The sequence below is a fragment of the Rubinisphaera italica genome, assembly GCF_007859715.1.
Lineage (GTDB): Bacteria > Planctomycetota > Planctomycetia > Planctomycetales > Planctomycetaceae > Rubinisphaera > Rubinisphaera italica.
The window spans coordinates 5,659,116-5,672,937 of sequence record NZ_SJPG01000001.1 but is presented as its reverse complement, the minus strand read 5'-3'; the positions used below and the strand labels follow the sequence as shown (position 1 = coordinate 5,672,937).

General features: G+C 49.4%; 11 protein-coding genes. 2 read left to right on the top strand and 9 right to left on the bottom strand.

The genetic code is table 11. The features are described 5' to 3' along the window. Positions 1–175: 175 nt before the first annotated feature. From csb2 to Pan54_RS21595, 9 genes are all read right to left on the bottom strand, one after another. Positions 176–1,828 (bottom strand): type I-G CRISPR-associated protein Csb2, encoded by a 1,653-nt coding sequence (gene csb2, locus Pan54_RS21635; RefSeq protein WP_146505537.1) that lies wholly within the window; start codon positions 1,826–1,828, stop codon positions 176–178. A 6-nt stretch (positions 1,829–1,834) separates the two neighbouring features. Next, a complete protein-coding gene (cas7g, locus tag Pan54_RS21630) occupies positions 1,835–2,794 on the bottom strand; it encodes a type I-G CRISPR-associated RAMP protein Csb1/Cas7g (protein WP_146505536.1) in 960 nt (319 codons plus the stop codon). Positions 2,795–2,851: 57 nt separating this feature from the next. Next, positions 2,852–5,032, bottom strand: a complete 2,181-nt coding sequence (gene cas8g1, locus Pan54_RS21625) for a type I-G CRISPR-associated protein Cas8g1/Csx17 (protein WP_146505535.1) — start codon at positions 5,030–5,032, stop codon at positions 2,852–2,854. After that, on the bottom strand, positions 5,029–7,545 hold the full coding sequence (gene cas3g / locus Pan54_RS26930) for a type I-G CRISPR-associated helicase/endonuclease Cas3g (RefSeq protein ID WP_146505534.1): 2,517 nt from the start codon (positions 7,543–7,545) through the stop codon (positions 5,029–5,031). The genes cas8g1 and cas3g overlap by 4 nt, the downstream gene beginning before the upstream one ends. Before the next feature lie 12 nt (positions 7,546–7,557). Then, positions 7,558–8,568, bottom strand: coding sequence for a helix-turn-helix transcriptional regulator (locus Pan54_RS21615; RefSeq protein WP_146505533.1), 1,011 nt, complete (start codon positions 8,566–8,568; stop codon positions 7,558–7,560). Between the two features lie 206 nt (positions 8,569–8,774). Beyond that, positions 8,775–9,092, bottom strand: coding sequence for a hypothetical protein (locus Pan54_RS21610; RefSeq protein ID WP_146505532.1), 318 nt, complete (start codon positions 9,090–9,092; stop codon positions 8,775–8,777). Positions 9,093–9,131: 39 nt separating this feature from the next. Then, entirely contained in the window at positions 9,132–9,356 is a 225-nt protein-coding gene (locus Pan54_RS21605; RefSeq protein ID WP_146505531.1) for a hypothetical protein, read from the bottom strand. Continuing rightward, on the bottom strand, positions 9,334–10,734 hold the full coding sequence (locus Pan54_RS21600; RefSeq protein WP_165441914.1) for a type IV secretory system conjugative DNA transfer family protein: 1,401 nt from the start codon (positions 10,732–10,734) through the stop codon (positions 9,334–9,336). The genes Pan54_RS21605 and Pan54_RS21600 overlap by 23 nt, the downstream gene beginning before the upstream one ends. Before the next feature lie 454 nt (positions 10,735–11,188). Beyond that, positions 11,189–12,151 carry a substrate-binding domain-containing protein gene (locus tag Pan54_RS21595; RefSeq protein WP_165441913.1) on the bottom strand — a complete coding sequence of 321 codons (963 nt, stop codon included), beginning with the start codon at positions 12,149–12,151 and terminating at the stop codon, positions 11,189–11,191. Between the two features lie 153 nt (positions 12,152–12,304). Here Pan54_RS21595 and Pan54_RS21590 point away from each other — a divergent pair, with 153 nt between their 5' ends. Further along, the gene (locus Pan54_RS21590) at positions 12,305–12,769 is read left to right on the top strand and encodes a hypothetical protein (protein ID WP_146505528.1); all 465 of its coding nucleotides are present in this window, start codon (positions 12,305–12,307) and stop codon (positions 12,767–12,769) included. A gap of 51 nt (positions 12,770–12,820) precedes the next feature. Then, the gene (locus tag Pan54_RS21585) at positions 12,821–13,810 is read left to right on the top strand and encodes an NUDIX hydrolase (protein WP_146505527.1); all 990 of its coding nucleotides are present in this window, start codon (positions 12,821–12,823) and stop codon (positions 13,808–13,810) included. Positions 13,811–13,822 lie beyond the last annotated feature (12 nt).

Genomic DNA, 13,822 nt, shown 5'->3' with positions numbered 1-13,822 from the left:
CAACCCGGCAACGCTCCATTGACGCTGCCCTGTCAATTCGACATGACGATTAGAACACACATGCCGTTCAGTAGTGAACGATAAACTGAAGTATTCTGAAATTATTTGAAAATAAATCATCATCAATAACCATAAATATCACTTCTTGAATTACCAAATTTATTGCACTCGAATTCTAACCTGGAACAAAGAGTCCCAGACCAAAGTGCGATGCATAACCGAGTGCGATAGGGCCTTCGACTTGTTGGCTAAATTTTAATTTGATGCCGAAACCTGATGTATTGCCTTTTGTTCCACCCCCTTTAGTTCGTTCCCGTCGGAAATTGAGCCAGGAGGTTTCATGTCCCCCGAGTTTCGTTTTCGTATCCATTAAGGTGATGGAATCCAGAGTCGTGTAATGCTGGTCCAGCCAGTTACGACGCTCGAGTTCTTTACGAATTATTCGTGCGAGATCTTTTTCGCATCTTGATTTTTCCAAAGGATCTTCAAGTCGATATTGGCGGCGTAGTCGATCGGCTGGGACAAAAGGAGTTCGCGAAACCCAGATTTTCGATTGGGCAAAAATCGGAGCTTCTCCTTTCTTTTCATTTGAGCCGCCGAAATCTGAGGGATGCCCGATTCCGATTAGCACGAATTGCAAATCGTGACCGCCACTTCCCCAGGTTTTATTGAATTTACTCAAAGCCTCTTCCGCTGCATTGTCAAATCCTTGTGGAGCAAAAATGCTGATATGAGTGATCCGCCCTTGGAGATTGTTGTTGGACTCGCAGAAAAAGTGAGCATGCATATGTCCATGAGCTGGCTGGCTAGGTTTCTCCTTGCTCTCTCGGCCTATGAATAGTGGACTTCCATCGGAAATACTGATAAGTGAAGTTCTCACACGTTCCGAAAGAAAAATGGCGTCAGTCAACTTGGGTAGGACGGCTCCGGCAATCGCATATCGTGCGACGGTTGGCAACTCATTCTTTTTTCGAACTGCTGACTTGGTGATACTTGGAATCTGCTTCTCACGCACATAGGTCACCCATTGGCTGGCAGGAAGGCGATTCCAGCCTGCCTGACGCAGTTCGCTGGTTTCCATGTGAAGAGCCGCGAAGAAATCTTCCGGAATGCTTGTCTCGATTTTTTCAATCTCATTTTTCGAGAGTTTGATTTTATCGATGGGCTTTCCCTTTGCGAGAGCGATGGATTTCTTATCGGCAAGTTTACGGTTTCGCGAATCTGTGACCATTTCCTCACGCCAGTTGGCATATTGGTCCAATTCTCCCGGAGCGAGGAGTCGTACTATTTCCTGATGGTCTTCTGCTGGTGATCCATTGAGCGGAGATGCATTCGCATTGCTTTTCCATGACCCCAGACGGGCATCGATCCAGGATTCTGCACGCCCGAAATAGGAAATGGATTTGAGAAGTTGATCAAGAAGTTCCGATTGAGTATCTGACAATGTGATTTCGGACCAATGAATCTGCAGAGTTTCCTGGGGAGAGATTGTCAGAAACGTATCGAATACTTTATCTGGCTTTCCACCGGGGAAACTTTTTTCTGGATTCTTCTTATCTATTTTAGGATGACCTTTCATGTAGTGACGCGTGTGTCCTTCGGCATGAGTGGGGAGATGATAGACAGGTAGTTCGCTGGCGAGCGTGTCAATCAAATCCCGCATCTCCGCTTCGGACACTTCCGGATGCTTATGATGCCAGACGGCCAATAAGGTCCGCAGGATTCGCCAGGGAGCGGGAGGCCATTCGACCGCCCCTTCGTTCACCTGCCGTCCCCAAGGGGTGGCGTGCCACTTGCCCGTTAAAAATTTCAGTTCAATCGTGAGCATAATAATTTACTTCTTGTACTGGACTTGAGTCACACGAGGATCGGCGAAATGTTGAGAGGCAGCTTCGATCAAACCGGGAAGCTCTGCTTCCAGTTCCTCCAATGTGGGAACGGTGAACTCCTGAGGTCGTTTTACGATGAGATCCTCAATTGGCTCCAGATCACACGCGGTTCGCAGGCGGAGTCCCTCACGCAGGAACTTACGAATTTTGTAGAGCGAGAGTGCAATGAGGAGCGTATTTGTATCCTCATCAAGTCCGTAGCCTCGAAGCTGAGCGAGGTCGAGATTGAAATAGGCGGTGATGCTGGGGGAAGCGTATTCTTCACGATGGAATGGGACATTGCCGAATCCCTTTTTCGTATCTCCCTGCGGATCGTGGCTATCGTTTTTCACCCCACCACTGGCAACGACTTCCACCTTCTGGGCTTCGATGAATGAAGAGAGAATACGAGGCAATCGCAGTCGTCCACCGGCCAGTTCTTTTTTGGCCAGAAAGATTCCATGAATCAATGAATTCGGATCATATTTGATGAGAATTGTTGCGAGTTGACGCAGGTCGACTCGCCCGACTTCCAAACCTCCCAACTCTTCTTTGAGTTGATCAAAAAATGTTCGATCCTTACTTTCCAGAATGTAAGGACTGTTCAAACGATGTGATTCCAGCAGGGAATTGGTAATGACCTTCCCCCCCTCAGAAACTTCGATAAATGGGAGACCATCAAGAGCCTTAACAATACAACCCTCACCTTCTTCCCAGCAAACGGCTTCGAGTCGATTGGCCATGGACTGAGCAGACTCGACCAATAGGCAATCGACAGAGTTTCCTTCTTTATTGAAACCCTTGAAAGTGGCCGGCCCCAAGTCGGGGAAGCCTGTCGGTTGAAAGCGGGACCCCTGTACGGGTTGGAGAGCAACCTGCATCAAAATGCGGGGGTGTTGATCGAGTGTGGAAAAATCGAGTGACATGAACGTCTCCTGAGTAAAAAACTAAGTACCGTGAATTCAAATTGTGTACGCGAGCTTTCACGCCGGCTCGCTTTTTTTGAGATGTTTGGCAGTGATCAGATCTTTGAGATCATCTTCGGATTTCCTTGAGATCGGGAACATCAAGGCCGCAGTGGTTCTTTGAATGACTTCAGCCGAAAGATGAATTTGATTGATTGCGGGGGGAATCCCTGAAATTCGTAATCTTCGCGCTGCCAGTGTCGTCGCCCCTGCTGCATCGCCTGCGAATGCCCGAGCCGTAATTTTAGGTTGCAATTTGATTGCAGGTTCCTGATTCCGACGGGTGAGATGACAGAGTTTCAGCAACGCATAACCGGCATCTGGTGAACACGCTCCTGATGATTTCTGCCGCGTATAGGCAGAATCGGGAATACGTTGTTTCCAATCCAGGAGCATCAGCCCTTTGAATAAAGCATCGAGTCGCTGCTCATTGAGCTTACCGTTAATAAAAGCGTGGATATCGCTCAGCGACGCGGGATATTTTCCCTCAATAGGAGCTAAGAGTTCCTGGTCTCCTTGCTGTTTGCCAATTTGAATTCCCTCAATCAACCTCCTGTTGAGCACCGCATTGAGATTGCGAACCAGATTTCCGCTGGTCCAGACGATACTGGGAGAATTGGCGACTTCGAGCCATTTGAGCCACCTTTTGTGGAAAGCATTCAGATCGATCGGTTCGAGATGCTTGCGGATGGGTCCGACTTCGTTATGTCTCACACTGGCCAGAGCAGCTGCGAGATGAAACTCTGGACTAACGTCATACGCATGAGCGAGCCAGTCCATTTTAAGAAGTGGAACTGGAGAAAGTCCCGATCCTTTTTCGCCATCTCGAAGTTTGGGAGAAATCGCAATCGTGGCTTCGGCTTCACCGAGTGCGATCAGTAGTTGCTGGATGTCGGATGGGTTGCCTCGCTGACAAAGCTTGAGAATTGCTGTTTCGATTGCACGTAATGCTCGACTTGCCCTGGCAGGAGAATTGCTGGTCAGTGAACTGCGAAATCGACTGAGCCACTGGTCGATGTTCTGCTCTTCCAGCAATGATGCACCCGACTTTGGTTTTGTCGCGACATTAAATTCCCCTAAAGGAACTGCAAAATTCGATAACCCATTGCGTTGATGAAATCCGTATCGTTCAAATTTTGAGATGCCGCGATCAATTCCAAGAGTCCCTATGGCTCGGGCAAAATCAATTCCCGTTTTTGATTTTCGTCGATTGACAACTGCTCGCCCTTCACTCAATAGAGACTCCAGTTCTCTCTGATTCGTCGGTTGTCTCCAAAGGGGCAACCACATTTCCGCACGGCCTGAAGATTCATCAGACAGGTCTGCTGATTCGTATCCGACACCTGCTGTACGAACGCAAAACGGATAGGAAAGGGAACCATCACGATGATCCTCCAGTCGTTTGACAGCCGAGGCCGCGAACATCAATGAGCCTTCCAAACCCAGCAGGTAATCCCAGGGATTCAGAAAAGTATTGGCGGAAAAACCTGTGTCAGAATTTGGCCCTCCCGCAGCATCAGGCAAAAAGTGACCAGGGGTTTGTTTATCAAATAGATTCAGTCCGGTTGTGCCAAATAATGAGGGAGACAAAGACTGATCCCATTTTCGCTCAATGAGTACAGCCACAATCTGCTGAGCGTACCCCGACATATAGGAACCGCTTCCTTCATTACCCCCGGTACCCAAAAGTGGGGGAAAGGCACGACTCTCAGTAGTCAGCACATAAACCGCATCTAACCAGGCCAATAATTCATCATCCATTCGATTCCGACAGGCACGCAACAGTGCTAACTTGTCTTCCTCTGACTCGGCCTTCTGACTCAACCCCAGTTGAACTAAAATATTTTGAACCGCACTGATTGCATTTTTCATCGACAAAAGTCGAGGGTTATTCTCAGTTTGAATTGCAGTCAGGGCTTCTCGGGCAGCTTTTTCTGAAGAGGCCTCAAAAAATCCACTTCGTGCACCCCACGGCCCAACAATTGGGCTGGGTGAGTAATCATTCAGAAAGAAGTTAATTAACGCTTCCCGATCCAAAGTCGAACGCAGCCAGAATGTGTCGTTCTGCCACCAGCCCTGAGCCTGGCTTTCGGGTATTTGTTCGGAGACCAGTCGCAAAATGCCCAGGGCTTTCAGATAGTGAGCCAGTGGTTTGGGTGTGCAGCCGGTCAATTCGAGATCGTAGGTTGCTGTTTTCATTGTGCGTCCCTCTTGCTGCTGCCACGCCAATCGGCGATACGGATTAGTGTTTCCAGAAAAGCCAGTCGAAACGGGCCGTATTGGTCACGCAGTTGTAATGTTCGTGAAAGCCAACTCGGACAGGTTTGACCTGCCTCATTGCAAGTGTCACCCAATTGCATGACAGAAAGTTCCAGATTGACGGCTTGGGAGACTTCACCATTACCTATTTCGAGAGCAGGTAATTCATCGTGATCCCACAACCCCCTCGCGAATAAGCGTCCATCTTTGGGTTTCGTTTCGTTCGGCAAGCAACGAATACTCATCCGGACTTTGCCATGATGGGAGGCAATCAGGTACGCGATCAGATTCACGGTAGGGTCAGCGGCATGTTGTTGTAAGAAAGCCAGTGCGCTGGCGAGTTCATGACGAAACCCACGGCGGTTTATCGTCTCTTCTCCACCTTTCATCATGTATTGAAGATAGCCCCCATTACGTCCCGATTTCGCCCACAGTTGATCCTCCGGCAACTCCGAATTCGCCCCCCGCATCGCTCCCTGAAAAGCCGGGTGAGCCTTCCCGACATCGTGCCACCAGGCAGCTCGAATGATTTCTTCCCATGGAATCGCTGTATCCCACTGAGCATCTTCGGCTTGTTGTAACTGGATCGCGGAAGTGCCAACCTCGTTCAAGTGGGTTTGTATGGTAATCGCCGTTCCCGGTTCTTCCTGATCCATCGCCGGCAGAAACGTCTCATTTTTTCCGGAAGAACAAGGCTTGACCGGCCCATCTGAAATTTCACCCGTCCAGCCAAGTTCCTTGTCGTATCCACCAGCCTGTTGATGCAGCAACACAATTTGCCCCGGCCGTACATTCCTGCACTCTTCCCACTCGTTCTCCAAAGGATTCCAAACCCAGGCCAAAGATTTCGTCTTGTCATTCTTCTTGAGTGTTTTGGAGACAAACTCTTTGAACTGTGTGATCGATACGGCACAAAGCTCCTGTCGATCTGGAGCAGGAAATGTGTCGAGATCTGGCTGAGGTGGTTCGCGTTTCCTGTTCGACTCGCCAATCTCCCAGCCACGCCAGTAAACCTGCACGCTCGTGTCGTCTGCTTCTCGAATGTAGCGGGAAATGTCGAGATCGTTACCGCTCAAATCGGGAGTGGTATCAAAAAGTTCTATGAGGTCTTTCCTGCGAAGGACATGCACGATCGGTTCGGGTTCTGTCACCTTCGGAAGTGATTGAGGGCCGACATCGGTTAGATTACGAATCACATCTCTGGCACGATCCATCTCTTCAATCGTGTAAGGCAATGCAATAGGTGCAGCCTGCCTGGCATTTTCAGTATCAAGATCGATCCAGAAAATCTGAGCACTCGGGTGATTATCAGTTCCGCAAATTCCTTTTCGATTACAGCGACCGAATCGCTGCACCAGTGAAGACCAGGGAGCCAGTTCTGTAAACAGAGTGGTCGCCGAGATGTCGACTCCCGCTTCAATTGCTTGAGTAGCAACCAGAATTCGTCCTGCTGGCGGGATACTCTGTTCCTTCAATGCTTCCGACTGAATGTGTCCCCGCTCATGAGGACGAAATCGAGAATGGATTAATTTGATTTCGAGTCCATTTTCTTTTTCTGTCTGCTTCTGAAGCTGGCGAAATGTCTCCTGAGTTCGATCGACGCGATTGAGAACCACCAGTGTCAAAGTACCTGCTTGATGCGATTTCAAAACCTGCTCAGCCAGCTGTTGAGGGTATTTCTTTCGAGATGCAGAATCTGTCGGAACAGCCAGACTTGCTGGCAGCAATGGTTTTGAGGCGGTCAGTAAATTTTCGACACGATCATCCTCCCGGTCATCTGCTTCAATCTGTTCCGATAGCCATTTCCCGGTTTTCGGCAATGGGTGATCCACGGTATTGAGTGGATCGGGATTGAGCGTCGCGGACATCCACAATGTCTGGCAGTTTCCATAAGTTTGCAGTTTTTCACGCAGACCCTGCAATTGAGCAGACGTCGTCAAGCCGACGCCCATCAATTGTGTCTCATCCAGAACCCACAGACAATCGTTATTGACGAGCGAAAAATCGATCGGCCAGCGATAACGACTCATCCCATAACCGCGATTCAACGCCCGGGACAAAAGCATATCCTGAGTTCCAATCAAAATCGCATCCTTCTCAGGGGAGGCATACCAACGGGTATCCTCTTCGCCGCCCATCAGTACGTGCAGATTGACAGGTCTCTTCAACAACCCAGCCTGCTGCAACTGGTCGCGCCATAATCGAGTGACTTCGTGAGTTTGCTCAACCAGCGTTCGCATCGGCAGACAATAAATGAGCCGCCGAGGAGTTTGAGAAGCGCTCTCATCAAGATGACGACGATACATCCAGGCCAAAATCACCGCAGCAGTCTTACCAACTCCCGTGGGCACACTCAACACTTCGGGAAACAACTCCGCTTCCGCGAGTCGTGTCTGATAGGGGTATGGTTTAAAGCCGTCTGTAGCAGATTTAAAAAATGTTTTATAATTCATGAGGACTGTCGATTATTTATTGGAAACGGAATTCAGATACATTTGACTCATCACCCCCACCTCATCCCGAATCTGCTCAATCAATTCTGCAGGCTCAATCACGCGGGCGTGGCGGCCGAAGCTGAGGAGCCAGGAGCGGAATTCTTCGAAGGTGGAGAGGGAGTATGCGGCAATCACCGAACCATCGGATTGAGGGACAAGTTCCTGGCTCGGATGGAATTTCTTTTCATTGAGAATGCGAACGACATCTTTTGAGAAGCGGACTCTCACGGTGCTGGGAGGGTCGTCATTACTGAAGATGCCGAAAGAGTTCGCGAGAAACTCTTCGGGTTGAAAATCCTGCGGGCGTTTGAATTTCATCAGGCCGGATTGCACTTCCACTTCGGAAATGCGATCGATTTTGAAGGTGCGGATCTGCTTGTGCTGCAGCGACCACGCAATCAGATAGAGAGCTCCTTTGTGAAACACAATCGCATAAGGATGAAGATCGTAGAGCGTGACAGGTTCGGTCGAACGCAGCGATTGATAAGTGATGACGGTCAATCGGCGATCCTCGGCTGCCATCATCAAGTCGTCAATCAGCTCGGCTCGATCGGAATAATCGACATGCTGGAGTGCACTCAAGTGGACTGTCGCGGCCAGCTTTTCAAGATACTCAATCGTCTGATCACTCAGAGCCGCTCGCATTTTCTGAAACGCACTCTGCGAGCCGGCCCAGAACAGCGTCCCCGCAAAGGCTTCCAGAAACTGACGCCCCAGGTACAACGCAGCCGCCTCTTCAAGTGTAAACTGCAACTGAGCAATGCCGACTTCGGAATTGATTTTCCAATGCTTCCGCCCATGCGAACCGACGGATTCGTGAATCGGAAAGCCAACCGTTTTCAGTAAATTCAAATCCCGCACAATCGTCCGCGTGTGCACTTCCCCTTCGTCCGCCAACTCTTTGACGGTCATCCCATACCGCCGCGCAGAAAGCAACTGCAAAATCCGCCACTGCCGCATCAATTGAAAAGACTCACCCATCAGTTCTTCCTGAAACCGAAAACATGTGTTTATGAAACATTACCCAGGAACAACCGCAGATTATGTCACACGAACTCTTGTTCAGTATTCAAGTAGAAGAATTCAGCACATTGCTGTCAATCGAATGAAGTCAATAAGAAAGAATGGCAAAGATTTATTGCCACCTTTGCAAATTGATTAATTAGTCTGGCTAAATAAAAGTTCAATCAATTCTTATTCGGGCCATGCGTCTTCCGCGAAATTTCCAGAATGGTTTTGTCTTCGGCGAAGCTGAATTTTCGGTTCATGAAATGCCGGACTTCATCGGTCGGTTCTCCCTCTGCTCGCGCCAGGACGATGCAGTTGAAGTCTTTGGGGTTGAATGGTTTTTGACTTTCGAAGTGCAAGCGAATGCTGTCGAAGTCTTTGAGAAAGACTCCGAAATAGCAGTAGCCATTTTTTTCATTCGTAAGCTGGCCTTTAACCAGGATGCAGGTATAAATGTTTTTGCGATGCAGCTTTTCAGTGAAGGAATATTTATTCATGAGTCAATCCTGAATCAAAAGAATTCGTTTCAATAGGGATTAGTACATCCGTTTAATTTCTACGTCCTGTCCAATGGCCTCCGGCTCGTAAATCACTGCAACATCGTCCCGCACACGATATAGAAACTGCTGCAGCGACTTTTCGATTTCTGGGCTTGCCTCCGCATGAGCAGAGCCGATTCGCACGAACGAAACAGTCTGCAACGGGAAGTCATTTTCTTCTTCCTTGATCGTGATTTCCTCAGAGTGATTGTTTGTTGTCATCGTTTTGTTCCTTTTCTGGGGGGTCAGGAAGAGGGAGTTTACGTCCTCGATATTCAGGTCGTTTCCGGATACGTCGGGTATGGCTGTATCGAGGATTCTCATCGAACAGCCCTGCATATTCAGGATCGCATAGATAGTTGAGCCTCTGCTGAATCTCTTCGGTCCCATCGGGAAAGATCAACAGGTGTTCGTTATCAGCCAGCTTGAGTAAATCATGGGGATCGTGCTCCAAAATGGACGACCATTCCTGAGCCATGAACATTCCCGAGATGCCGAAGAGCTGCTTGATGTCACAGTTATTGAGAATCGATTTCCAGGTCTCCGGATAATGCTCCTTCAATTGCGACAGGTCCTGCCAGAAACTCCAGACCTTCAGGCCATATCCCCGGCAGAGGGTGATCGCCTGTTCCAAGAGCGGAAAATGTCCCAGCTGAGCCGCTTCATCCAGCAGAAAGAGCGTCGCATGTTCGGGACGATTTTCCCGTGTCAATACAGCCCCCAGCAGTGTCGCGATCAGCAGTCTCAACAGATTTCGATGACTGACCAGTTTTGATGGAGGAATGATGATGAAAATGGAAATTGGCTCGCCATCCACAAAATCCTGTAGCGAGAAGGACGAGTGCTTCAAGACTTCCGGAACCTTCCCGCCTGCCAGACATTTCAAGTAAGACGCCACGGTCGATTGCACACTCGGACGCGTCTCTTTTTCGGGATGCTGCAAAAATGCGGCGAGTTCTCGATAAGCAAACTGCGGCATCTCATCTTTGTGATTATCCAACAGCACAGCCAGCTGATAAATCACATCGTCCGCATGAAACTGTTCGTGGATCGCATTGACTGTGCGGGTGGAATCATCTGGTTTCGAGCCGAAATAAGCGATCAATCCCGAGAGAACACCACAAGCTGAATTGTCCCAGAAGGGGTCTCGATTGAAGCGATTGCCAGCTGCGAACATCTGAGCCAGCATCTGAGCATCACTTTCGATGTCTGCTCCTTCGAGCTGCAATAAATCGAGAGGATTGAGGCTGTCGGTCTCATCGCTCAGAACATTGAACGGGTTCAGTACAATCACCCGCTGTCCCATTTCTTTTCTGCGTCGACCTGAGATTTGATAGTTTTCGCCCTTTGGATCAAACACAATGACTGAGCCAGGGTAGTCGAGTAGCGTCGGTACGATGGAAGAGACTCCCTTGCCTCGGCCTGTCGGAGCCAAGGTAATAAGATGGCTATCACCGCGATATTCAGTAATGGGTGTATGCAAAGTTTGAAGAGGAGAACTCTGAGGATTCGGATTTGAAAATCCAAAGGAAGAAGTTCTTTCAAGCGGGCGTCCCAGTTTGATGGGCGCAGGGGAAGACGTCAGCAATTCCGGTGACATGGGAGACTCCTGAGTGAGGGATTTCTTAAGGAGAGAAACGCGGGCCATCCCTGGTTTTGTCACGGGCGATCATCTTGCTGCCCAATCCAACTATACAGAAACAAAAAAGAATTGTGCAGCCCAATAATTTACGAATGGGAAATATTTTAAAGAATTGCCGATATGGCTGAAACCCCGTCCAGTCCACCTTAATGGACCTTATGATACGGTAGACTGCATCACATTCATAATTTAGAGATCTTGCTCATAAACGGCAGCGAATTGAACCACTGACCTTCGAGGGTTGAGCTTCATCAATTTCGTTAAAGCGAAATGCTGAAGCTTCTCTGGATAGAACTGATCACTGCGAGTCCAAGCGAAAAAAGCTTTGAATTGTTCCCCGGACACTTGGTTTGACATTCAACGGAAAATCATTGATGTAGTTCATGAACTGCTTTGAACTCCTAACCACGCACTACTTCGGAGAAGCCTCTTTAATGAGTTCCGTTAATTCTTGCAGTGATGTTGATTCCGTTTGATCGTCATCAATAGGGCGTGTGATCAAACGGACGGCTGCTGGTTGCCAGTCCTTTTCGGCTTGCAACTCTTTGGTCATCAATTTCTGATTCAAGCTGGACTGACGACTGACTATGCCGATCCCCCAGCCATCTTTGACAAATTCGAGCAGAGTATTCCAGCCGCCGAGTTCCATGCGGACAGAAAGCTTATCCTGAAGTCCAGCCGCGATGACGGCTCGGTCAAATTTCTTTCTCATCCCTGCATCCGGCTCGGGAAGCAATAACGGAAAGCCAACGAGGTCGGCGAATGTGATTTTGCCGGGCAATGATTCAAATTTCTGACGAATCTCTTTCGGGGCCTTATTGCTACAGGTGGCGACCCAGGGATCTTCAAACAGATTTTCGACATGCAGCGGACGCTTGGCGATATTGAGAATATCCGCCTCATCATGGGTGACAATAGCGACATCGTAATGACCAGTCGCAACGCCCAGGATGCGTTCTTCTCCGCGGGGAGTGCTCACCCGAATTCGGAGTTCAGGATTTCGCTTACGAAATTTCAGTAACGCGTGCCGAACAAAAGTCTGTACTGCAAGTTGACCGCAGGCGATCGAAATATCGGGAGCCCGTTCAACACGCTCATCAAGATCCTCCTGCAGGTTCCGAGCCGTTCGCACAATATCGCGAATCGCTGGCAGGTTCCGTTCTCCCTCATGAGTCAGCACCCACAACTTCCCCTGCTTTTCCAGCCAGGGGTAACGAGCCAGAGGATTCGAGTGCTGCAGGATCCCGAGCCGCTTGCTCATACTCGGCTGATTGATCTCGAGCATGTCAGCTGCCATCGAGGCATCCCCCTCGCATTCAAAAAGAATGACGAGCGTTTCCATCATATCGAGAGAGAGTCGCGGTGGTCTTGGCATTTTATTTGAGAATCTTCGATTAATTTCGTGAACCAATTGATTATATCTTGCGTTCATTCTGATAAGATGAGACTCAGGACGCAAGACTTCCTCTTGTTATCCTCACAATTTCCCGTCCACCTTGCAATCAAATTTCATTGAGAAAGCCCATTCATGTCTAAGCCATTCAGTTATCCCGAAGTCAATCTCTCCGTCGCCGTCATTCTCTGTGAAGGTCGCACATTGCTCACCTGGAATGACAATTGGGGAGCCTTCTCTTTGCCGATGACAAAAATTCGTACCTGGTCCGGTCCCTCGGGAACTATCGATGAGAACAGTGAATCCGCACAGCAGGCCGCCATCCGTGCAGCAGCCGAAGGTTTGGGGCGACCGTTAAAGGACTCGGAAATTCCAGAGCAATCTGTCGAACTGGAGCTGCAACCTTACAGCCATCGAAGTCATCGGGACGGGCAGTGGAAACGATATTCCCGGGAAGTCTTTGTATTCCAGATCGAAGGCGACTTGTCATCGTTCACCGGCAAGGGTGTCTGGCTGACATCGAGTGAAGTCAGTTCCATGCAGCCGATTTCTCAGACGGCTCAGGAAATCTTGTCGGTTCTGGAAGCACAACTTAGCTGATTGAAACCGCTGTTGTAGTCAGAGCGGGTATTGCACGAATGGGAGGAAGTTATGAGGGAGTCGATCGGTGCCATCGTCTTCTACGAACGCAGGTCGGCTCGTGGCCTGGAGTATCTGGCTCAGTGGAACGCAGGCTGGAAAGCGTTTCACTTTGTCGGAGGACATCAACGGGCCGAGGAAACAAGTCTGAATTGTGCGATCCGGGAATCGAACGAAGAGCTCGAACTCGCGGCAGATCAATTTCAGATTGATCCGATCCCGATTGGAAGACTCCAGTATCGAGCGTTTTCCCAGCGGGCACAAACGGAGACCACCTATCAAACCACACTGTTTGCCGGACACTTGACGGAAGAATCTCAGCAACTGATCGAGCGGAACCCGCAAAATGTCTGGGTGACTCCTGCAGAAATTCAGCAGGGACAAACCGAAGCCGGCCAATTGATCAGCCCGACCTCTGCATTGCTGCTCCAGAAGACGGGACGGTTGCCGTGTGTACGAGAAGGGAACGTGCTCACGATTGGCGTCACCGGTCATCGTGATTTGCATCCCGATCAAATCCCCGATTTGAAAGTGCGACTGCACAATCTGTTCGATGATGCCGAACAGATCGCCGATGGACGCTCGCTCCATTTACTTTCCCCGCTCGCAGCCGGAGCCGATCAATTGGTCGCCGAAATGGGCCTGGCCCGCGAGTGCCGACTCATCGCTCCACTCCCGTTCCGGCTGGATCAATACGCGCAGGATTTTGCCGACCAGGAATTACACCAGTTCCACCGCCTGCTCGAAGAATCCCAGGAATGGTTTTCATTGCCAGAGGCGAGTGAAACCGACGAAAAAACATCCAAACCAGGCTACAGCAAATACGCAGCAGTCGGAAGATATGTCGTCGATCACTCCGACCTGTTGATTGCTTTGTGGGACGGTCAGAGAACTCACAAACGCGGCGGCACAGAGGCTACGCTGCAGTATGCTTTGCGGGAAAAACTTAATAGAAGCTCACTTTTTAAAATTGGATTATTCCCGGTAACTCGTTTGCAATAGTGAATACAGGAT

Excerpts from the sequence above, each read along its gene's own strand:
- csb2 (WP_146505537.1), bottom strand. The coding sequence starts at position 1,828 with ATGCTCACGATTGAACTGAAATTTTTAACGGGCAAGTGGCACGCCACC.
- cas7g (WP_146505536.1), bottom strand. The coding sequence starts at position 2,794 with ATGTCACTCGATTTTTCCACACTCGATCAACACCCCCGCATTTTGATG.
- cas8g1 (WP_146505535.1), bottom strand. The coding sequence starts at position 5,032 with ATGAAAACAGCAACCTACGATCTCGAATTGACCGGCTGCACACCCAAA.
- cas3g (WP_146505534.1), bottom strand. The coding sequence starts at position 7,545 with ATGAATTATAAAACATTTTTTAAATCTGCTACAGACGGCTTTAAACCA.
- Pan54_RS21615 (WP_146505533.1), bottom strand. The coding sequence starts at position 8,568 with ATGGGTGAGTCTTTTCAATTGATGCGGCAGTGGCGGATTTTGCAGTTG.
- Pan54_RS21610 (WP_146505532.1), bottom strand. The coding sequence starts at position 9,092 with ATGAATAAATATTCCTTCACTGAAAAGCTGCATCGCAAAAACATTTAT.
- Pan54_RS21605 (WP_146505531.1), bottom strand. The coding sequence starts at position 9,356 with ATGACAACAAACAATCACTCTGAGGAAATCACGATCAAGGAAGAAGAA.
- Pan54_RS21600 (WP_165441914.1), bottom strand. The coding sequence starts at position 10,734 with ATGTCACCGGAATTGCTGACGTCTTCCCCTGCGCCCATCAAACTGGGA.
- Pan54_RS21595 (WP_165441913.1), bottom strand. The coding sequence starts at position 12,151 with ATGCCAAGACCACCGCGACTCTCTCTCGATATGATGGAAACGCTCGTC.
- Pan54_RS21590 (WP_146505528.1), top strand. The coding sequence starts at position 12,305 with ATGTCTAAGCCATTCAGTTATCCCGAAGTCAATCTCTCCGTCGCCGTC.
- Pan54_RS21585 (WP_146505527.1), top strand. The coding sequence starts at position 12,821 with ATGAGGGAGTCGATCGGTGCCATCGTCTTCTACGAACGCAGGTCGGCT.